Source organism: Kitasatospora sp. NPDC017646 (assembly GCF_044329365.1).
Taxonomy (GTDB): Bacteria; Actinomycetota; Actinomycetes; order Streptomycetales; family Streptomycetaceae; genus Kitasatospora.
Genome location: NZ_JBIRJC010000014.1, coordinates 175,945 through 197,007 on the forward strand (window position 1 = coordinate 175,945; position 21,063 = coordinate 197,007).

Sequence of the window (21,063 nt, forward strand, 5' to 3'; positions counted from 1 at the left end):
CGGTCGCTGCGCGGAACACGCACCCGTTGATCGTTCGCTCGCTGCGCTCGCTCACGCCTGCGGCTCCTTGTGGTCCTGGGACTGGATGGCGGTGATCGCGACGGTGTTGACGATGTCCTCCACCAGCGCCCCGCGCGAGAGGTCGTTGACGGGCTTGCGCAGCCCCTGGAGCACCGGGCCGACCGCGACCGCGCCGGCCGAGCGCTGGACGGCCTTGTAGGTGTTGTTGCCGGTGTTGAGGTCCGGGAAGATCAGCACGGTCGCCCGCCCGGCCACCGCCGAGCCCGGCAGCTTGGTGGCCGCGACGTGGGGGTCCACGGCCGCGTCGTACTGGATGGGGCCCTCGACCAGGATGTCCGGCCGCAGCTCGCGGACCAGCTCGGTGGCCTTGCGGACCTTGTCCACGTCCGCTCCCGATCCCGAGGTGCCGGTCGAGTAGGAGAGCATCGCGACCCGCGGCTCCACCCCGAACTGGGCGGCGGTGGCGGCGGACTGGATCGCGATGTCGGCCAGCTGCTGGGCGTCCGGGTCCGGGTTGACCGCGCAGTCGCCGTACACCAGCACCCTGTCGGCCAGGCACATGAAGAAGACGGAGGAGACGATCGAGGCGCCCGGCGAGGTCTTGATCACCTCGAAGGCGGGCCGGATGGTCGCCGCGGTGGAGTGCACCGCGCCGGAGACCATGCCGTCCGCGATGCCTTCCTGGACCATCAGGGTGCCGAAGTAGGAGACGTCGGTGACCACGTCCAGGGCCAGCTCGACGGTCATGCCCTTGTGGGCGCGCAGCCGGGCGTACAGTTCGGCGAACTGGCGGCGCAGCGGGCTGGTGGCCGGGTCGACGATCCGGACCTGGGCGCGGTCGGCCCCCGGCTCTCCCCCGGCCCGGAGGCCGGGAGGCGCCCCCACCTGCGGGAGGTCGATGCCCAGGCTGGCGGCCTTGCGGCGCACCGCGTCGACCTCGCCGAGCAGGGTGAGGTCGCAGATGTTGCGGCGCAGCAGGACCTCGGCGGCGCGCAGCACCCGCTCCTCGGTGCCCTCGGGCAGCACCACGTGCCGGCGGCCGGCCCGGGCGCGCTCCAGCAGCTCGTGCTCGAACATCATCGGGGTGACCCGCTCGGACCGGCCGACCTCGATCCGGTTGGTCAACTCGACGGTGTCCACGTGCAGTTCGAACAAGCCGAGGGCGATCTCGGCCTTCCGGGGGCTGGCCGCGGTGAGCTTGCCCTCCAGATGGGTCAAGGTGGCGGCGGTGGGCCAGCTGCCCTCGGGGACGAACGCGACCGGGGTGCCGGGGGCGAGCCGGGCGGCCAGCGCCATGACGTTCGGGCCGGGGTGCTGGCCGAGGGTGAGCAGTACGCCGGCGATCGGCGGGGCGCCGGCGGCGTGCGCGGCCAGCGAGCCGATCACCAGGTCGGCGCGGTCCCCGGGGGTGACGACCAGGGCGCCCTCGGTCAGCGCGTCCAGGAAGGTGGGCAGCATGGCGCCGCCGAAGACGAAGCCGCGCACGTCCCGGGCCAGGCCGGCCGCGTCGCCGAGCAGCACCTCGGCGCCGGTCGCCTCGACCAGCTGGGCGACGGTCGGCGCGGCCAGGGCCGGCTCCTCGGGGATGACGTAGGCGGGGATCGGCAGCTTCTCGGTCAGCGCGCGCTGGATCCGCTGCTTGGCGCCCGGGGCGACCCGGTTGGCGATCATCGCCAGGGTCTCGCAGCCGAGGTCGGTGAACGCCCGGTGGGCGTTGCGCACCTCCGCGATCACCGCCTCCGGCTCCTTGCCCTGGCCGCCGAGCACCGGCAGCACGGCCGCGCCGAACTCGTTGGCGAGGCGGGCGTTGAAGGCCAGCTCGTCCGGGATGTTGGTGTCCGCGAAGTCGGTGCCGAGCAGCAGCACCGCCTGGCAGCGCCGCTCCAGCGCGCGGAAGCGGTCGACCAGGGCGGAGACCAGTTCGTCCTGCCCATGGGCGGCCTGCAGCGCGGCGGCCTCCTCGTAGGTGAGCCCGTACAGCTCCGAACCCGGGAGCTCGATCCGGTACCGCCCGCGCAGCAGCTCGACCACGTGGTCCGTCCCCGGCTCGCCCGGCGCCGCCGCGTGCACCAGCGGACGGAACACCCCGACCCGGTCCACCTGGCGGGTGAGCAGTTCCATGACCCCGAGCTCGACCGCCTGCCGGCCGTCCCCCCGGTCGATCCCGGTCACGTACACGCTGCGCGCCACGCGGATGTCTCCGTCCCGCCTCGGAAGCTGGTCATATCGACCATACCTTCGCACTGCGTACGGCCGTCCGCGAGCAGAAGGGGACGCGGGAGGCAAGGGACCAACGGCCTGGACCGGGGGACGTGCGCCACCGCGCACCCCTGACGCACCCGCGTGCTGTGGTTCACCCGTGACCGAGAGCTCGGCAGGAGAGCCGAGGAGCTCGGGTTCCCGGTCACCGCCCCCGGGTGAGCGCCCGCCCGGAACCGGGCGGGCGCTCCGGGGGCTCAGGCCGGGCGGAGCCAGAGGGTGGCGAGCGGGGGCAGGACGAGTTCGGCGGAGCGGGGCTGGCCGTTCCACTCGACCGGTTCGGCCTTGATCGGGTGGGAGTTGCCGATGCCGCTGCCGCCGTAGGCCTCGGCGTCGGTGTTCAGCAGTTCCTCCCAGAGCTGCTCGCGGCCGCCCAGGCCGGGCAGGCCGACCCGGTGGCCGTGCCGCACGACCGGGGAGAAGTTGCAGACGGCGACCAGCGGGGTGCCGTCGGCGGCGTAGCGGACGAAGGAGAGCAGGTTGTCCTCGGCGGCGCCGCCGTCGAGCCAGCGGAAGCCGTCCGGGGTGGTGTCGAGCTCCCAGAGGGCGGGGGTGTCGCGGTAGGTCCGGTTGAGGTCGCGGACCAGGCGGCGCACGCCCAGGTGGTCCGCGTGGGCCGGCCACTGCTCGTCGAGCACCCACCACTGCGGGCCCTGTTCGTGGTGCCACTCCGCGCCTTGGGCGAACTCCTGCCCCATGAAAAGCAGTTGCTTGCCCGGGTGGGACCACATGAAGCCCAGGTAGGCGCGGTGGTTGGCGCGCTGCTGCCACCAGTCGCCGGGCATCTTGGAGACCAGGGACTGCTTGCCGTGGACCACCTCGTCGTGCGAGATCGGCAGGATGTAGTTCTCGGAGTAGGCGTACACCATCGAGAAGGTGATCTCGTTGTGGTGGTACTTGCGGTGCACCGGCTCCTTGGACATGTAGACCAGCGAGTCGTGCATCCAGCCCATGTTCCACTTCAGCCCGAAACCGAGGCCGCCGGCGTCGGTGGGCCGGGTGACGCCGTCCCAGGCGGTGGACTCCTCGGCGACGGTGATCACGCCGGGGCAGCGCCGGTAGACGGTGGCGTTCATCTCCTGGAGGAAGGAGGCCGCGTCCAGGTTCTCCCGGCCGCCGTACTGGTTGGGCGTCCAGGCGCCGCCCTCGCGGGAGTAGTCGAGGTAGAGCATCGAGGCGACGGCGTCCACCCGCAGGCCGTCGATGTGGAACTCCTCGCACCAGTAGACGGCGTTGGCGACCAGGAAGTTGCGCACCTCGGTGCGGCCGTAGTCGAACTCCAGCGTCCCCCAGTCGGGGTGCTCGGCACGCCGTGGGTCGGCCGGTTCGTACAGCGGCTCGCCGTCGAAGCGGGCGAGTGCGAAGTCGTCCTTGGGGAAGTGCGCGGGCACCCAGTCCACGATCACGCCGATGCCGTGCCGGTGCAGGGTGTCCACCAGGTGGCGGAAGTCGTCCGGGGAGCCGAGCCGGGCGGTGGGGGCGTAGTACCCGGAGACCTGGTAGCCCCAGGAGCCGCCGAAGGGGTGCTCCATGACGGGCATGAGCTCCACGTGGGTGAAGTTCAGCTCCTGGAGGTAGCGCGGCAGTTCCTCGGCGATGGCGCGGTAGCTGGTGAGGTCGGGCCGCCAGGAGGCCAGGTGCAGCTCGTACACCGACATCGGCGCGCGGTGGTGCGCGGCGCGGGCCCGGCGGGCCATCCACTCGCCGTCCTGCCACCGGTACGCGGAGGAGGTGACCACCGAGGCGGTGCCGGGCGGGCACTGGGCGGCCCGGGCCAGCGGGTCGGCCTTGTCGAGCACCCAGCCCTGGCGGGTGTGGATCTCGTACTTGTAGGTGGTGCCCTCGGCGAGGCCGGGGACGAACAGCTCCCAGATGCCGGAGGAGCCGAGCGAGCGCATCGGGTGGCCGGTGCCGTTCCAGTGGTTGAAGTCGCCGATCAGCCGCACTCCGACGGCGTTCGGCGCCCAGACCGCGAAGGCGGTGCCGGCGACGCCGTCGACGGTGCGCACGTGCGAGCCGAGCGCCTGCCACAGCTGCTCGTGCCTGCCCTCGGAGATCAGGTGCAGGTCGAGTTCGCCGAGGGTGGGCGGGGTGCGGTAGCCGTCGTGCTGGCGCAGCGGTTCGCCGCCGGGGTAGGCGACCAGCAGGGTGTAGTCGGGGAGTTCGCGGCCCACCAACAGGCCGGTGAACAACCCGCCCTGCTGGTGGGTGAGTTCGGCCGGGCCCTGGTCGGTCTCCACCATCACCCGCTCGGCGAACGGGCGCAGTACCCGGATCGCCGTACCGCCGTGCACCGGGTGCGCGCCGAGCAGGGAGTGCGGGTCGTGGTGCTGCCCGCTCACCAGCCGGTCCACCTCGGCCGGCGGCAGAGGCGCCTCGGGCAGGCGCAGGGCGCCGAGGGGGGTGTCCGCCGGAACGCCCGAAGAGGCGTCGGACCCGGGCAGATCGGCCTCCCGGGGCTCGTCGGCCCTCCGGGGTCCGTCGGCCCTCCGGGGTCCGTCGGCCCTCCGGGACTCGTCGGCCTCCCGGGCCGCGGCCCGTTCGGGGGTTCCGGCCACGGAGGTGGCCGGAACGGGGCGGGTGGGGCGGCCGGTCGGGTCGAGCGGCGTCACGGCGTGGTCCTCCAGCGGCGGGGATGGGCGAACTCGTTGCGGGACAGCGGACAGCGGGACAGCGGGACAGCGGTGCGGGCGGTCAGACGGACAGGGCGAGCCGGTTGATCGCGGCCAGGGGGATCGGCAGCCAGCTGGGCCGGTGCCGGGCCTCGTACACCACCTCGTACACCGCCTTGTCGATCTCCAGTGCCCGCATCAGCTCCGGCGAGGCCGCCGGGTCTGCGCCGCCCCCGGCGGTGTAGCCGGCGCAGAAGGCGGTGCGGTTGCGTTGGGCCCAGGCGGCGGCGAGGTGGGCGAGTTCCGGATCGACGGGGCCGCCGGCCAGCAGGTGGGCGGCCGCGTAGTCGAACGAGCGCAGCATCGCGGCGACGTCGCGCAGGGCCGGCTGCGGCTCGCGGCGCTCGTTGACGGACTTGGCGGGCTCGCCCTCGAAGTCCAGCAGCACCCAGCCGTGCGGGGTGCGCATGGCCTGCCCGAGGTGGAGGTCGCCGTGGATGCGCTGGACCGGCAGGCCGTCCGGGTGGGCGTCGGCGAGCTGCTGGAAGGCGGTGCGCAGGGCGGCCCGGAAGCGCAGCAGTCCGGGGACGGCGGCGACCGCGCTGTCCAGCCGGTCGGCCATCGCGGTGGCGAGCCGGCCGGTCTGGGTGCGGTCGAGCCGGGCGACCGGCATCGAGCGGGCGAGCACCCGGTGCACCTCGGCGGTGGCCCGGCCGAGCCGGTGCGCCTCGATGGCGAAGTTGCCGGGGGAGCGGTCGCCCTTGAGCCGGCCGACCTGGTCGAGGGCGAGTTCCCAGCCGTCCTCGGCGTCCGGCAGGTAGCGCTGGAGCAGCCCGAGGGTGGCGGGCTCGGCGCGTTCCATCCGGCTCTCGAACCAGGCGGCGACCCGGGGGATGCGGGTGGAGCCGGCCCGGGAGAGGGCGAGGGAGAGTTCGAGGTCGGGGTTGGTGCCGGGGTGGATGCGCCGGAAGAGCTTGAGGATGTACGAGGTGCCGTAGATGACCGAGCTGTTGGACTGTTCGGCGGTGGAGGCGCGGCCGGGAAGGTTGGCGGGCAGTCCGGAGCCCGGGGTGCGGCGGAAGGACAGTGAGCCGAACCGGTCGCCGGTGGCGAGGTGTTCCAGCAGCCGCCCGGTGAGTTCGGGGTCGTGGACCGCGTCGTAGAGGGCGGCGCCGTCGTACGGGCCCTGGCTGAGCCGGCCGAGCACGGCACCGGGTTCGATGCCCGCGGGGCCCTGGGAACGGATGCCGAGCAGGAGCTGGTAGGTGTCGCCGTGCGGCAGGCCGGCCGTGGTGGCGTGCTCGACCCGCAGCAGCAGGTGCAGCAGGGCCGGGTCGCCGACCTGGAGCGGGGTTCCGACCACCGGGACGAGGCCGGTGATGGGCCGTCCCTTCCCGGCGTACCAGCGCTGGGTCGGGAGCCACTCGGCGATCAGCGGCAGGGCCGCCTGGACGAGCTCGCTGACCCCCAGGGCGGTTCTCCGGGGCCCGGTGCTCCGCGCGCCCGGGTGCGCGGCGGAGCCGGCCGGGGCGTCGTGCTGCACATGGGCTTGAGAACGGGAGGTTTCGGACATGACTCCCTTTCCCCGGAAGCACGCGGACGCCCGACGGGTCGTGGCCGGGGTCCGTCAGTCTTCCGGATTTCGGCGGCGCGGCGGTCGCGGCACGCGAGCACGGCTCGGGTGTCACGCCTTCGTGTGGGTAGCCGTTGGGCTGTTCTCCGTACGCGGTGGTGCAGAGAACTCCGGGGGCGCGGGGTTCAACTCGCGCCCCCGGAGCGTCTGGTGGTGCGGTGGGCCGCGGTGGCAGGTGCGGCGGATCGTTACTTCGACCGCCTGGTCCCGCTCAGGCGCGGGGGCTGCCGGAGCTGGAACCAGTAGAAGCCGTGTCCGGCCAGCGTGAGCAGGTAGGGCCACTCGCCGATCGACGGGAAGCGCACCCCGCCGATCAGCTCGACCGGGTACCGCCCGCCGTACTGCCGCAGGTCCAGCTCGGTCGGCTGCGCGAACCGCGAGAAGTTGTTCACGCACATGACCAGGTCCCCCTCGTACTCGCGCACGAAGGCCAGCACGGCGGGGTTGCTGGACGGCAGTTCGGTGTAGGTGCCCAGGCCGAACGCCGGGTTGAGCTTGCGGATCTCGATCATGCGACGCGTCCAGTGCAGCAGCGAACTCGAACTGCTCTGCTGCGCTTCGACGTTGGTCACCTGGAAGCCGTACACCGGGTCCATGATGGGCGGCAGACTGAGCCTGCCCGGGTCGGCGGAGGAGAAACCCGCGTTGCGGTCCGGGGTCCACTGCATCGGCGTGCGCACGCCGTCCCGGTCGCCCAGCCAGATGTTGTCGCCCATGCCGATCTCGTCCCCGTAGTAGAGGACCGGCGAGCCGGGCAGGGAGAGCAGCAGGGCGGTGAACAGCTCGATCTGGTTGCGGTCGTTCTCCAGCAGCGGGGCGAGCCGGCGGCGGATGCCCACGTTGGCGCGCATCCGCGGGTCCTTGGCGTACTCCGCGTACATGTAGTCGCGCTCCTCGTCGGTGACCATCTCCAGGGTCAGCTCGTCGTGGTTGCGCAGGAAGATGCCCCACTGGCAGCCGCCCGGGATCTGCGGGGTCTTGGCGAGGATCTCCGACACCGGGTACCGGGACTCCCGGCGCACCGCCATGAAGATCCGCGGCATCACCGGGAAGTGGAACGCCATGTGGCACTCGTCGCCGCCCGCGGTGAAGTCGCCGAAGTAGTCGACCACGTCCTCCGGCCACTGGTTGGCCTCGGCGAGCAGCACGGTGTCGGGGTAGTCGGCGTCGATCTCCTTGCGGAGCCGCTTGAGGAACTCGTGGGTCTCCGGCAGGTTCTCGCAGTTGGTGCCCTCCCGGGCGAACAGGTAGGGCACCGCGTCCAGCCGGAAGCCGTCGATGCCGAGGTCGAGCCAGAACCGGAGCCCGGCGATCATCTCGTCCTGGACCCGGGGGTTGTCGTAGTTGAGGTCCGGCTGGTGCGAGAAGAACCGGTGCCAGTAGTACTGCTTGCGGACCGGGTCGTACGTCCAGTTGGAGGTCTCGGTGTCGACGAAGATGATCCGGGCGTCCGGGTACTGCTTGTCGTCGTCGGCCCACATGTAGAAGTCGCCGTACGGCCCGTCCGGGTCCGTCCGGGAGGCCTGGAACCACGGGTGCTGGTCGCTGGTGTGGTTCATGACGAAGTCGATGATCACGCGCATGCCGCGGGCGTGCGCGGCGTCCACGAACTCCATGAAGTCGGCGATGTCGCCGAACTCCGGCAGCACCGACTTGTAGTCGGCCACGTCGTACCCGCCGTCGCGCAGCGGCGAGGCGAAGAACGGCGGGAGCCAGAGGCAGTCGACCCCGAGCCACTGGAGGTAGTCGAGTTTGGCCGTGAGCCCCTTGAGGTCCCCGACCCCGTCGCCGTTGCTGTCCTGGAAGGACCGCACCAGCACCTCGTAGAAGACCGCACGTTTGAACCACTCGGGGTCCAGGTTCTTCTTCGAGGTCTCCGGGAAGGTGTCGGGGACGGGCTCGTTCACTGTCACGTGGGGTTCCTCCGAACCGTGAGGAGGTGAGCCGGCTCGGCTGAGGGATCGAGCCGGACGTAGTTGTGCCGGCCCCAGGTGTAGACGGCGCCGGTGAGCTCGTCGTGCACCACGTGGGGCCCGTCGCCGTCGAGCGTCACGGTGGCCTCCTGGACGTGGTGCGGGTCGAGGTTGACCACGGTGATGACCTGGTCGGTGAGGCCGTCGGGGGTGGTCGCGGTCTTGGAGTAGGCGAGCACCTGCTCGTTGTCGGTGGGGTGGAAGCGCAGGTCGCGCAGCTGCTGAAGGGCGGGGTGGCGCCGGCGCAGCCGGTTCAGCACGGTGAGCAGCGGGGCGAGGGTGTCGGTGCGGTTCCAGTCGCGCGGGCGCAGCTCGTACTTCTCCGAGTGCAGGTACTCCTCCGAGCCCGGCTGGGCGGGCTCGTTCTCGCACAGCTCGTAGCCGGCGTAGACGCCGTAGCTGGGGGAGAGGGTGGCGGCGAGCACCGCGCGGATCGCGAAGGCGGCGCGGCCGCCGCGCTGGAGGAAGGCGTGCAGGATGTCCGGGGTGTTGGCGAAGAAGTTGGGGCGCATGTAGGCGGCCGCGTCGCCGGTGAGTTCGGTGAGGTACTCGGTGAGCTCGTTCTTGGTGTTGCGCCAGGTGAAGTACGTGTACGACTGGTGGAAACCGATCTTCGCGAGCGTGTGCATCATCGCCGGGCGGGTGAAGGCCTCCGCCAGGAACACGACATCGGGGTCGGTGCGGGCGATGTCGGAGAGCACCTTCTCCCAGAAGACCACCGGTTTGGTGTGGGGGTTGTCGACCCGGAAGATCCTGACGCCGTGGGACATCCAGAACCGGAGGATCCGGACGGTTTCCTTGACGATTCCATCCATGTCCTGGTCGAAGTTGATCGGATAGATGTCCTGGTACTTCTTCGGCGGGTTCTCGGCGTACGCGATGGTCCCGTCGGCGCGGTGGCTGAACCATTCCGGATGCTTGTTCACCCACGGGTGGTCCGGGGAGCACTGGAGGGCGAAGTCCAGCGCCACCTCCAGCTGCAGAGCCCTGGCCTCGGCGACGAAGTGGTCGAAGTCCTCGATGGTGCCGAGGTCCGGGTGGACCGCGTCGTGGCCGCCCTCGGGCGAGCCGATCGCCCAGGGTGAGCCGACGTCGTGCGGACCGGCCGTCAGGGTGTTGTCCGGACCCTTGCGGAAGGCTCGTCCGATCGGGTGGACCGGCGGCAGGTAGACCACGTCGAAGTCCATCGCGGCGATCGCCGGCAGCCGCTCGGCGGCCGTGCGCAGGGTGCCCGAACGCGGCGGCTCGACCCCGTTCGGGTCCACCACCGCCCCCTCCGACCGGGGGAAGAACTCGTACCAGGAGCCGAACAGCGCTCGCTCGCGGTCCACCTGGAGCGGCAGCGGGCGCGAGGCGCTGAGCAGCTCGCGCAGGGGGTAGCGGGCCAGCAGCTCCAGCACCTCGGGGGCGAGCGCGGCGGCCAGCCGGGACAGCGGCGGCAGCCCCGGGTCGCGCAGCGCGTCCGCGGCGGCCAGCACGTGCGCGCGGCCCTCCTTCTTCGGTACCCCGGCGGCGGCCTGCTCCAGCAGCCGGGCGCCCTCCTCCAGGACCAGCGCGGTGTCGGTCCCGGCCGGCAGCTTGACCGCCGCCGTCCTGCGCCAGGTCGCGACCGGGTCGCTCCACGCCTCCACCAGGTACGACCAGCGGCCGGGTGCGGTGGGGGTGATGTGCGCGCCCCAGCGGTCGGTGCCCTCGGCGAGCTCGCGCATCGGCGTCCACGGGCCGCTGCGGCCGCGCGGGTCGCGCAGCACGACGTTGGCGTTGACGGCGTCGTGGCCCTCGCGGAAGACGGTCGCGGTGACCAGGAAGGTCTCGCCGACGACGGCCTTGGCCGGGCGGCGGCCGGCGTCGATCTGGGGGCTGACGTCCAGGACGGGGATGCGGCCGATCACGGTGTCGCTCTCTGTCGTCTTGCGGGCGGAGGGCTTGGCGGTGGTGCTCCTGCCGGCGCCGGCGGCGTTCCTGCTCGCGGCGCGCTTGCGGGCGGGCGGCTCGGCGTCGGCCGTGGCCGCCACGGGGTCGGCGGCCTGGCCGGTGGCGGCCGTCGCGGTGGTGCGGCGCGTGGTGGTGGTGCGCCGGCGCGGCGTCGCCGTCCGGCCCTCCTCGGCCCCGGGTTGTCGGGCCGCTGCGGCGGGCTGAGCTGTGGCGGGCGGTGCCGCGGGGGCCTGTGCGGTGGAGGCCTGGGGTTCGGAGGATTCGGTACGGACCGCTCCGGACACCCGGGGCGACGGCATCGCCGGGTCTGTCCGAGTGTCAGAATCCATCCGCCCGGCGGATTCCGCGACCGCTGCGTCTACGGTGTCGGCCACTGGTGTGGACTGGTCCCGCGTGTCGCCGTGCATGCCAAACTCCTGCCCGAGATCAGCGGCAGCTCCCGCGGGCCGGGGGCCGGGCCAGGGGAGTACCGGGAGGACTGCTGGGTGGGGTGGACGTGCGACCGGAAGCCTGCCCGCGCCGCCGTCCCCGGCAACCTGCCCGGCGCCCGCCGAACCGGTGGCGGGACGCCCCGGAACCCGTGCGCGTCCCGGCGCACGCCTCCCGGGGGCACGCCCCTGGGCGGCCCGGTCGACCCGTGAACGAGCCGACCCCGTGCGAGGACACGCGTCGGTGCGCGGTGAGCGCCGAACGGGTCAAGGAAGATGGGAAACGGTCAACGCGAAAAGGATTCGGACGTGCTGCTTCACGGAGGACGCCACCCGTCGTCGTTGTCCCCGAAGCATCAACGACCTTCGGTCATCCTCGCACCGGCGACACGGTTTTCGCAGCGGTACGACAGTAGTTTCGGGCTTTGTCCGGAGTGGGCGAGCAGCCGGAAATGGATCTGTTCCATGGAGTTCACGCATTGGTAGCGCGGCGCCCCGGAATGTGCGCCTCGCGCGCCCCCCGTGCAGACCAATGCGCCGAATGCGATCTCATCAATAGGCCGAACGGATGCCCAATGGCCCGCTTGACCCGTTCTCAGGACGATCGTCGAGGCTACGCTTCACGCCTGTGAAGGCAATCCGCAGATTCACCGTCCGCACCGTCCTGCCCGAACAACTCCAGCCGTTGCACGAGCTGGCCCTCAACCTGCGCTGGTCCTGGCACCCCGAGACCAGGGACCTCTTCCGGTCCGTGGACCCGGAGGTCTGGGCCGCGACCGGCGAGGACCCGGTGCGGCTGCTCGGGGAGGTCCCGGCCGCCCGGCTCGCCGCACTCGCCGCCGACCGGCGGTTCCTGCGCAGACTCGGCGACCTCGCCGACGACCTGCGCGAGTACCTCACCGGCCCGCGCTGGTACCAGGCCCAGCAGGAGGACGGCGCCACCCCGCCGCCCGCCGCCATCGCCTACTTCTCGCCCGAGTACGGCATCGCCGCCGCGCTTCCCCAGTACTCCGGCGGCCTCGGCATCCTGGCCGGCGACCACCTCAAGGCCGCCAGCGACCTCGGCGTCCCGGTCATCGGCGTGGGCCTGTTCTACCGGCACGGCTACTTCCGGCAGTCCCTCGACCGGGTCGGCTGGCAGCAGGAGCGCTACCCCCTGCTGGACCCGGACGAACTGGCCGTCAGCCTGCTGCGGGAGGCCGACGGCACCCCGAGCCGGGTCGACCTCGCCCTGCCCGGCGGCCGCACCCTGGCCGCGCACATCTGGAAGGCCCAGGTCGGGCGGGTCCCGCTGCTGCTGCTCGACTCCGACATCGAGGCCAACTCGCCCGCCGAACGCGACGTCACGGACCGGCTCTACGGCGGTGGCAGCGAGCACCGGCTGCTCCAGGAGATGCTGCTCGGCATCGGTGGTGTCCGGGCCGTGCGCGCCTACGGCCGGCTCACCGGGCACCCGGCCCCCGAGGTCTTCCACACCAACGAGGGCCACGCCGGCTTCCTCGGCGTCGAGCGGATCCGCGAACTTGTCGCCGACCAGGCCGCCGGGCTGGACTTCGCCGCCGCCCTGGAGTCCGTCCGGGCCGGCACCCTGTTCACCACCCACACCCCCGTCCCGGCGGGCATCGACCGCTTCGACCGGGAGCTGGTCGCCCGCCACTTCGGCGGCGACGCCGCGCTGCCCGGCGTCCCGGTCGAGTCGGTGCTCGCGCTCGGCGCCGAGACGTGGCGCGGCGGGGACCCGAAGCTCTTCAACATGGCCGCGATGGGCCTGCGGCTGGCTCAGCGCGCCAACGGGGTGTCCACCCTGCACGGCGAGGTCAGCCGCTCGATGTTCAACGGCCTCTGGCCCGGCTTCGACCCCGCCGAGGTGCCGATCACCTCGGTCACCAACGGGGTGCACGCCGCCACCTGGATCGACCCGGCCGTGGTGCGACTGGGCGCCGCCGAGCTCGGCGCCGATCGCGCCGAGGAGGCGATGACCACCGGCGACACCAAGCGCTGGACCGGCCTGGAACGGATCGGCAACACCGAGATCTGGGACCTGCGCCGCAGCCTGCGCGCCCAGCTGGTGGACGAGGCCCGCCGCCGGCTGCGCGCCTCCTGGCGCCAGCGCGGGGCCGGCGAGGCCGAGCTCGGCTGGGTCTCCTCGGTGCTCGACCCGGACGTGCTCACCATCGGCTTCGCCCGCCGGGTGCCCTCGTACAAGCGGCTCACCCTGATGCTGCGCGACCCGGACCGGCTGCGCGCCCTGCTGCTGCACCCCACCCGGCCGGTGCAGATCGTGGTCGCCGGCAAGGCCCACCCGGCCGACGACGGCGGCAAGCGGCTGATCCAGCAGATGGTCGCCTTCGCCGACGACCCGGCGGTGCGTCACCGGATCGTCTTCCTGCCGGACTACGACATGGCGATGGCCCGACACCTCTATCCGGGCTGCGACGTCTGGCTGAACAACCCGCTGCGCCCGCTGGAGGCCTGCGGCACCTCCGGGATGAAGGCCGCGCTCAACGGCTGCCTCAACCTGTCCGTCCTGGACGGCTGGTGGGACGAGTGGTACGACGGCCAGAACGGCTGGGCGATCCCCACCGCCGACGAGGGCGACGGCGTGCTCGACCCGGAGAGCAGCGAGGCCGAGCGGCGCGACGACATCGAGGCCGCCGCGCTGTACGACCTGATCCAGGAACAGGTGGCCGGCCGGTTCTACGACCGGGGCGGCGACGGGCTGCCGCACCGCTGGATCGCCATGGTCCGGCACACCCTGGTCACCCTCGGGCCCAAGGTGCTGGCCGGTCGGATGGTCCGCGAGTACGTCGAACGGCTGTACACCCCGGCGGCCCTGGCCCAGCGGGAGCTGGCCGTGCGCGGCCACCGCGGGGCGCGGGAGCTGGCGGTCTGGAAGGCGAAGGTGCGGGAGGGCTGGCCCGGCGTGCGGGTCGAGCACGTCGAGGCGGACTGCCCGGCCGAGGCCCAGGAGCTGGGCAGCTCGCTGGCGCTGCGGGTGCAGGTCGCGCTGGGCGCGCTGCAGCCCGGCGACGTCGAGGTGCAGGTGGTCTCCGGCCGGGTGGACGAGACGGACGGCATCTCGGACGCCGCGGCGCTCGCCCTCAAGCCGGTCGGCGGTCCGGACCTGGACGGCCGCACCCGGTACGAGGGCTCGCTGGAGCTCTGCCGCACCGGCCCGTTCGGCTACACCGTCCGCGTCCTGCCCGCACACCCCCGGCTGGCCTCGCCGGCCGAACTGGGGCTGGTCGCGCTCCCCGCGGAGTCGGCGGGGATGGACGCGGGGCTGCTGCGCTGAGCCAGCCCGTGGAGCGGATGACCGCCGTCCGGGTTGCCACGGACGGCAGTCATCCGCTTGCCCCGCGTGTCGGACGGGTGGAGCGTGATGCTCATGACGCGAACCGTCCGCTCGGTCGCCCTGGCCGCGCTTGCCGTGCTACTCGTGGCGTGGCCGGCCCAGGCCGCCGGCGCCGCCCCCGCCGCACCGGCGACCGCGGATCACCGTGCCCGAGCGGACCACGCTGACCGGAACGCCGCCATACGGTTGCACCGCCACCTCGCCGCGCACCCTGACCTGTCACTACGACGAGGGGCCGCGCTTCCACGACGCGGTCCTCATCGAGCCGGCCGTGGTGATCGACCCCTCGACCGCCGCCGGGCAGGTGCTGCCGGGCGGGACGCTGGACGTGGCCGGGCAGGAGGACCACCCCTCGCCCGACTCGCACACCGACTTCGTGGTGACGGTGGACTGACCGGCCCCGGAGAAGGGGATGCCCGCCCGGGTGCGTGACGGCGCACCCGGACGGGCACAACTGTGGGGCTTCCTGGACGGGCACCACTGAGGGGTTGTTCTACACCAGGCTGTCCCGCCAGGCACGATGCAGGGTGGCGAAACGCCCGGAGCCGTCGATCAGCCGCTGCGGCGGGCCGTCCTCGACGATGCGGCCCTGATCCATCACCAGGACCCGGTCGGCGATCTCCACGGTGGAGAGCCGGTGCGCGATGATCACCGCCGTGCGGCCGGCCAGCACCGTGCGCATCGCCCGCTGCACCGCCTGCTCGCCGGGCACGTCCAGGGAGCTGGTCGCCTCGTCCAGGATCAGCACGGCCGGGTCGGCCAGCAGGGCGCGGGCGAAGGCGACCAACTGGCGCTGCCCGGCGGAGATCCGGCCGCCGCGCTTGCGCACGTCGGTGTCGAAGCCGTCCGGGAGTGCGGCGATGAACTCGTACGCGCCGATGTCGCGGGCGGCCTGCTCGACCTCGGCGCGGGTGGCGCCGGGGCGGCCGATCGCGATGTTCTCGGCGACGGTGCCGGAGAACAGGAAGGACTCCTGGGTCACCATCACCACCCCGCGCCGCAGGTCCGGGGTGGCGAGATCGCGCAGGTCCACGCCGTCCAGCCGGATCCGGCCGTCGGTCGGGTCGTAGAAGCGGGCCAGCAGCTTGGCGAGCGTCGACTTGCCCGCGCCGGTCGCCCCGACCACCGCGACCGTCTGACCGGCCGGGATCAGGAGGTCGAAGGGCGGCAGCACCTCCTTGCCGGTGCGGTAGGCGAAGCGGGTGCCCTCGAAGGAGACCTGACGGCCCTTGCCGACGGCCTGGGGCAGTTCGGCCGGCTCGGCCGGTTCGGCGACGGTCGGCTCGTGGGCGAGCAGGCCGGCGATCTTCTCCAGCGCCGCGGCGGCGGCCTGGTAGCTGTTCAGGAACATCGCCAGCTGGTCGATCGGGTCGAACAGACGGCGCAGGTAGAGCACGAAGGCGGTCAGGACGCCCAGCTCCAGGGAGTCCTCGGTGACCAGGTAGGCGCCCAGCAGCACGATGCCGGTGGTCCAGACGTTGGCCGTGGCGCGGGAGAGGCCGACGTACCGGGCGAGCTCCAGGAAACCCTCCGCGTTGGCCGTGGAGGACTGCCGGTTGACCACGGCGAAGGCGGCGTCATTGGCCCTCTCGCGGCGGAAGGCCTGCACCGGGCGGATGCCGTTCATGGTCTCGGTGAAGCGCACGATCATCGAGGCGGCGGCCGTCCGCGAGCGGCGGTAGACCCGGCGGGAGCGGGTGCGGAAGGAGCGGGCGACCAGCGCCAGCGGCAGGAAGCACACCAGCGAGGCCAGGCCCAGCCGCCAGTCCAGCACCACCAGCAGCACCGAGATGTAGCAGACCGACAGGAAGACGGTCAGCAGCTCCTGCAACCCCTCGGAGAGCAGTTCGCGCAGCGCGTCGATGTCGCTGGTGGCCCGGGAGATGATCCGGCCCGAGGTGTAGCGCTCGTGGAAGTCCAGGCTGAGCCGCTGGGCGTGCCGGAAGATCCGGCCGCGCAGCTCCAGCAGGACGTCCTGGTTCACCCGGGCGCTGATCCTGATGAACGCCCACTGCAGCACCGGGCTGAGCAGCGCGCAGAACAGGTACCCGGCGACCACCGCGACCAGCGGGCCCGAGTCGTGCGCCCGCAGCGCTGGGATGCCGCGGTCCATCGCCACCGCGACCAGCAGCGGGCCGGACTGCAGGGCGGCCTGCTGGACCAGGATCACCACCATCGCCACGGCGATCCGGGCCCGGTGCGGGCCGAGCAGCGAGCGCAGCAGTGCCCGGGGCGCGCCGGGCGGGACGGGGATGTCCTCCTCGTCGGCAGGCGGCGGGGGCAGCTCCTCCTCGACGGGACCGGCCTCGGTGGGCTCGGCGGTGGTGGTCATCGGGCGGGCCCCTCCTCGCGGACGAAGGGGCCCTCGGGCACGAGGGCGGCCTCGCCCGACATCAGTTCGCGGTAGTGCGGGCAGTCCCGCAGCAGCTCCTGGTGGGTGCCGACGGCCTCGATCCGGCCGTCCCTGAGCACCGCGACCCGGTCGGCGAGCAGCACGGTGCTGGGGCGGTGGGCGACCACCAGGGCGGTGGTGGAGCCGAGCACCTCGCGCAGCGCCCGTTCGACCAGCGCCTCGGTGTGCACGTCCAGGGCGGAGAGCGGGTCGTCCAGCACCAGGAAGGGCGGGTCGCCGACCACCGCCCGGGCCAGGGCGAGGCGCTGACGCTGGCCGCCGGACAGGCTCAGGCCCTGCTCGCCGACCTCCGTCTCCACCCCGGCCGGGAGCTTCTCGACGAAGCCGGCCTGCGCGGTGGCGAGGGCGGAGGCCAGCTGCCGGTCGTCCGCGCCGGGGGCGCCCATCAGGACGTTCTCCCGGACGGTGGCGGAGAACAGGGTGGGCTCCTCGAAGGCGACCGCGACGAGTTCGCGCAGCCGCTCCCGGGGCAGCTCGGCGATGTCCCGGCCGTCCAGGGTGATCCGGCCGCCGGTGGCCTCGTACAGCCGGGGGAGCAGTGCGGTGAGCGTGGTCTTGCCGCTGCCGGTGGCGCCGACCAGGGCCATCGTCTCGCCGCTGCGCACGTGCAGGTCGATGCCGGCCAGCACGTCGGGGGTGCCGTCGGGGGCGTCGGGGTAGCGGAAGCGGACGCCGCTGAAGCGGATGCCGTCCGGGGCGCCGAGCGCGTGGGCGCTGCCCGGGTCCTCGGGCTCGGGCTCGTCCATGACCTCGAAGAAGCGGTCGGTGGCGGTGGCGGCCTCGTTGGCGTAGGCGAGCAGCCAGCCGAGCGACTCGACCGGCCAGCGCAGGGCGAGCGCGGTGGAGAGGAAGGCGACCAGGGTGCCGGCGCTCAGCTCGTCGTGGGCGACCAGGTAGGCGCCGACGGCCAGGGCGCAGCCGAGGGCGATCTCCGGCAGGCCGACGATGACCGCCCACAGATTGGCGAGCTGGCGGGCCTTGTGCAGTTCGGTGCGGCGCAGCCGGTGGGACTGTTCGCGGAAGTGCTCGGCCATGCTGCGGTGCCGGCCGAAGGCCTTGAGGATGCGGATGCCGAGGACGGACTCCTCGACCACGGTGGCGAGGTCGCCGTTCTGGTCCTGGGCGAGCCGGGCGGTGACCGAGTAGCCGGACTCGAAGCGCCGGGTGAGCACCAGCAGCGGCGCGCAGGGCAGCAGGACGATCAGGGCGAGGCGCCACTCCTGGGTGAGCATCAGCACGATGCCGGCCAGGAACGTCACCGAGTTGACGATCAGGAACACCAGCGGGAAGGCCAGGAAGAGCCGCATGGCGTTCATGTCGGTGGTGGCCCGGGAGAGCATCTGGCCGGAGCCCCAGCGGTCGTGGAAGGAGACCGGCAGCCGCTGGAGCTTGGCGTAGAGGTCGGCGCGCATGGCCGCCTCCAGCCGGCCCAGCGGGCGGGAGAGGACCACCCGGCGGGTGTAGAACAGGGCGGCCTCGACCAGCCCGAGGACCAGCAGCAGGCCGACCGGCGGCCAGAGGGCGTCGAGGTCGTGCCGGGCGAGCGGGCCGTCGACGATCCGGCCGAGCACCACCGGGACGGCGAGGGTGCTCAGCATGGCGAGCGAGGCGGCCGTCACCGAGACGGCCAGCCGGCCGCGCACCGCCCGGGCGTAGGGCCACAGGCGCAGCAGCGAGCGGACCGTGGAGCGGCGGCGCCCGGTGCTCCGGTCGGTCGGCGGGTTCTGTGCGTCTTGTCGGTTCTCGGCCATCGCGGTGAGGGTAGGCAGAGAGTCCGTCACTTCTCATCCGGTTTTTCGCCCCTGTCGGTGGCGCGCGACGAGAACCGGCCACCCGTACGGGCACCGTGAAGGCGGCCACCGCCGACGTCGCGGTGTCGCTGAGCGCCTCGCGGTTCCAGGAGCTGGTCGACGGCTCCGAGGCGCTGCGCGAGCAGCTGCTGGGCTTCGCCACCGGCGCCGCCCAGGCGCAGACCGACGGTTTTCAGCCGCAACAAGGGGACGCGATCGGCGGCCTGGAGAACGTCGAGATCGGGCTCACCGCGGCTGATCACGCCTGCCGGGCCGGCAAGCGCAGCAGTTGCAGCGAGCGCCCGCCCAGCGCCACCGCGCCCCGTGGGTAGGGCTCGGCCGTGCCCGCGGCCGCCGTGTCCAGCACCGTCTCGTACGCGGCTTCCGGCTCCGCCCACGGCTCGCCGGGCAGGGTGAACACCGTCGGCTCGTGGCCCGCGTTGAGCAGCAGCAGGAAGCCGTCGTCGTCCAACGGTCGCCCGGCGCAGTCCAGTTCGGTCATCGCGGTGCCGGACAGCAGCATGCCCAGGCAGGCCGTGGGGCCGAACCAGTCCGCCTCGGTCATCTCCTTGCCGAGGGGGGTGAACCAGGCGAGGTCCGGCCGGCCGCCGGGGGTGACGGCCCGGCCGGAGAAGAACGCCCGTCGGCGCAGCACCGGGTGGGCTCGGCGCAGCCGCACCAGCCGGGCGGTCAGCTCGCACAGGTCCCGCCATTCGGGCCGCTCCAGCAGTGACCAGTCCAGCCAGCTGAGCTCGCCGTCCTGGCAGTAGGCGTTGTTGTTGCCGCCCTGGGTGCGGCCCAGCTCGTCCCCGGCGGTGATCATCGGCACGCCCGCGGAGAGCAGCAGGGTGGCCATCAGGTTGCGCAGTTGGCGCAGCCGCAGGGCGTTGACCTCCGGGTCGGTGGTCTCGCCCTCGGCGCCGTGGTTCCACGAGCGGTTGTCGTCGGTGCCGTCCCGGTTGGCCTCGCCGTTGGCCTCGTTGTGCTTGCGGTCGTAGGAGACCAGGTCGCGCAGGGTGAAACCGTCGTGCGCCGTCACGTAGTTGACGGACGCGTACGGGCGGCGGCCGCCGCGCTGGTAGAGGTCGGAGGAGCCGGACAGCCGGTAGCCCAGCTCGCGCACGTCCGGGCGGGCGCCGCGCCAGAAGTCCCGTACGGTGTCGCGGTACCTGTCGTTCCACTCGGCCCACAGCGGGGGGAAGCCGCCGACCTGGTAGCCGCCCGGGCCGACGTCCCAGGGCTCGGCGATCAGCTTCACCCGGCTGAGCAAGGGGTCCTGGGAGACGGCGGCGAGGAAGGGGTGGTCCATGTCGACCCCGTCCGTGGCCCGGGCCAGGGCCGTTGCCAGGTCGAAGCGGAAGCCGTCCACGCCCATCTCGGTCACCCAGTAGCGCAGCGAGTCGGTGATCAGCCGGACCACCTGCGGGCGGCGGGTGTCCAGGGTGTTGCCGCAGCCGGTGTAGTCGGCGTAGCCGCGGGGGCGGTGCGGGGCCAGGCGGTAGTAGGCGGCGTTGTCGATGCCGCGCAGCGACAGCGTCGGGCCGAGCTCGGCGCCCTCGGCGGTGTGGTTGAACACCACGTCGAGGATCACCTCGATCCCGGCGGCGTGCAGGGCGCGGACCATCCGCTTGAACTCGCCGACCTGGCCGCCGCGCGAGCCCGACGCGGAGTAGCCGGCGTGCGGGGCGAAGTAGCCGACCGTGTTGTAGCCCCAGTAGTTGACCAGGCCGCGGGCCTGCAGGTGGTCCTCGTCGGCGAACTGGTGCACCGGCAGCAGCTCGACGGCGGTCACTCCGAGGCGGCTGAGGTGGGCGATCGCGGCGGGATGGGCCAGGCCGGCGTAGGTGCCGCGCAGGTGTGGCGGGACGTCCGGGTGGCGCATGGTGAAGCCGCGTACGTGGAGCTCGTAGAGCACCGTCTCGGACCAGGGGGTCTTCGGGCGGTGGTCGTCGTACCAGTCGTCGTCGTCGTGGACGACCACCGATCTGGGGACGTAGGGAGCGGAGTCGCGGTTGTCCCGGACGGTGTCGGCGACGTCGGCCTCCGGCCAGTTGCGGACGGCCGCGCAGGCGGCGTCGTGGGAGGTGTAACAGCCGTCGACGGCGCGGGCGTACGGGTCGAGCAGCAGCTTCGCGGGATTCCAGCGGGCGCCCGTCCACGGGTCCCAACGGCCGTGCACCCGGAAGCCGTAGCGGGTGCCGGGGCGTACACCGGGCAGGAAGCCGTGCCAGATCTGGAAGTCCTGCTCGGTGAGGCGGTGGCGGCTCTCCCGGCCGTCCTCGTCGAACAGGCAGAGGTCGACGGCCTCGGCGCCGGCCGCCCAGAGGGCGAAGTTGGTGCCCGGGCCGCCGAGGTGGTCCGTCCGGAAGCGGGCGCCGAGCGGTTGCCAGCTGCCTGGCCGTACCCCGGCTTCCAGCTCCTGCCCTGACGCCATGGTTCCTCCCTGGACGGGGGTGTCCCGGTATCCGTTCACCTTCTCTTTCCCGGTTTGCGGGGGGAGGAAGCGGCTGAACGGGGGCTTACCGGCGGATGGCGGGGTGGGGGGCTGTGGGGGGTTCTGCGGTGGGGGGTGGGCTTTCGGGAGGGTGGGTGGCCGGGGGGGGGGGGGGGGGGGGGGGGGGGGGGGGGGGGGGGGGGGGGGGGT

Annotated in this window: 11 protein-coding genes; 3 read left to right on the plus strand and 8 right to left on the minus strand. The window is 72.9% G+C overall.

The features are described 5' to 3' along the window. Window positions 1-51: 51 nt before the first annotated feature. The 5 genes from pta to ACH4J0_RS22960 all read right to left on the minus strand — a co-directional run bounded on the left by pta (window position 52) and on the right by ACH4J0_RS22960 (window position 10,390). Window positions 52-2,211, minus strand: coding sequence for a phosphate acetyltransferase (gene pta, locus ACH4J0_RS22940; protein ID WP_396242365.1), 2,160 nt, complete (start codon window positions 2,209-2,211; stop codon window positions 52-54). A 266-nt stretch (window positions 2,212-2,477) separates the two neighbouring features. Next, window positions 2,478-4,892, minus strand: a complete 2,415-nt coding sequence (gene glgB / locus ACH4J0_RS22945) for a 1,4-alpha-glucan branching protein GlgB (protein WP_396242366.1) — start codon at window positions 4,890-4,892, stop codon at window positions 2,478-2,480. Between the two features lie 82 nt (window positions 4,893-4,974). Then, window positions 4,975-6,465, minus strand: coding sequence for a maltokinase (locus ACH4J0_RS22950; RefSeq protein ID WP_396242367.1), 1,491 nt, complete (start codon window positions 6,463-6,465; stop codon window positions 4,975-4,977). A gap of 248 nt (window positions 6,466-6,713) precedes the next feature. Then, a complete protein-coding gene (treS, locus tag ACH4J0_RS22955; protein ID WP_396242368.1) occupies window positions 6,714-8,438 on the minus strand; it encodes a maltose alpha-D-glucosyltransferase in 1,725 nt (574 codons plus the stop codon). After that, window positions 8,435-10,390 (minus strand): alpha-1,4-glucan--maltose-1-phosphate maltosyltransferase, encoded by a 1,956-nt coding sequence (locus ACH4J0_RS22960; protein ID WP_396242384.1) that lies wholly within the window; start codon window positions 10,388-10,390, stop codon window positions 8,435-8,437. The genes treS and ACH4J0_RS22960 overlap by 4 nt, the downstream gene beginning before the upstream one ends. 1,099 nt (window positions 10,391-11,489) lie before the next feature. On the opposite strand from ACH4J0_RS22960, the gene glgP reads away from it, so the two are divergent. Then, the gene (gene glgP / locus ACH4J0_RS22965; RefSeq protein ID WP_396242369.1) at window positions 11,490-14,156 is read left to right on the plus strand and encodes an alpha-glucan family phosphorylase; all 2,667 of its coding nucleotides are present in this window, start codon (window positions 11,490-11,492) and stop codon (window positions 14,154-14,156) included. 205 nt (window positions 14,157-14,361) lie between these two features. Then, window positions 14,362-14,610, plus strand: a complete 249-nt coding sequence (locus ACH4J0_RS22970; protein ID WP_396242370.1) for a hypothetical protein — start codon at window positions 14,362-14,364, stop codon at window positions 14,608-14,610. 99 nt (window positions 14,611-14,709) lie between these two features. Here ACH4J0_RS22970 and ACH4J0_RS22975 read toward each other — a convergent pair whose 3' ends face one another. Together ACH4J0_RS22975 and ACH4J0_RS22980 are read right to left on the minus strand one after the other, a co-directional pair. Continuing rightward, window positions 14,710-16,548 carry an ABC transporter ATP-binding protein gene (locus tag ACH4J0_RS22975; RefSeq protein ID WP_396242371.1) on the minus strand — a complete coding sequence of 613 codons (1,839 nt, stop codon included), beginning with the start codon at window positions 16,546-16,548 and terminating at the stop codon, window positions 14,710-14,712. Beyond that, window positions 16,545-18,380 (minus strand): ABC transporter ATP-binding protein, encoded by a 1,836-nt coding sequence (locus ACH4J0_RS22980; protein WP_396242372.1) that lies wholly within the window; start codon window positions 18,378-18,380, stop codon window positions 16,545-16,547. Before ACH4J0_RS22980 ends, ACH4J0_RS22975 begins: the two co-directional genes overlap by 4 nt. A 95-nt stretch (window positions 18,381-18,475) precedes the next feature. Here ACH4J0_RS22980 and ACH4J0_RS22985 point away from each other — a divergent pair, with 95 nt between their 5' ends. Continuing rightward, the gene (locus ACH4J0_RS22985) at window positions 18,476-18,751 is read left to right on the plus strand and encodes a hypothetical protein (protein ID WP_396242373.1); all 276 of its coding nucleotides are present in this window, start codon (window positions 18,476-18,478) and stop codon (window positions 18,749-18,751) included. On the opposite strand, the gene glgX is transcribed toward ACH4J0_RS22985, so the two are convergent. Next, on the minus strand, window positions 18,679-20,853 hold the full coding sequence (glgX, locus tag ACH4J0_RS22990; RefSeq protein ID WP_396242374.1) for a glycogen debranching protein GlgX: 2,175 nt from the start codon (window positions 20,851-20,853) through the stop codon (window positions 18,679-18,681). The genes ACH4J0_RS22985 and glgX overlap by 73 nt on opposite strands. Window positions 20,854-21,063 lie beyond the last annotated feature (210 nt).

What these genes read in the sequence shown, in the direction of transcription:
- glgX (WP_396242374.1), bottom strand. Translation starts at nt 20,853, where the DNA reads ATGGCGTCAGGGCAGGAGCTGGAAGCCGGGGTACGGCCAGGCAGCTGG.
- ACH4J0_RS22980 (WP_396242372.1), bottom strand. Translation starts at nt 18,380, where the DNA reads ATGGCCGAGAACCGACAAGACGCACAGAACCCGCCGACCGACCGGAGC.
- ACH4J0_RS22975 (WP_396242371.1), bottom strand. Translation starts at nt 16,548, where the DNA reads ATGACCACCACCGCCGAGCCCACCGAGGCCGGTCCCGTCGAGGAGGAG.
- ACH4J0_RS22950 (WP_396242367.1), bottom strand. Translation starts at nt 6,465, where the DNA reads ATGTCCGAAACCTCCCGTTCTCAAGCCCATGTGCAGCACGACGCCCCG.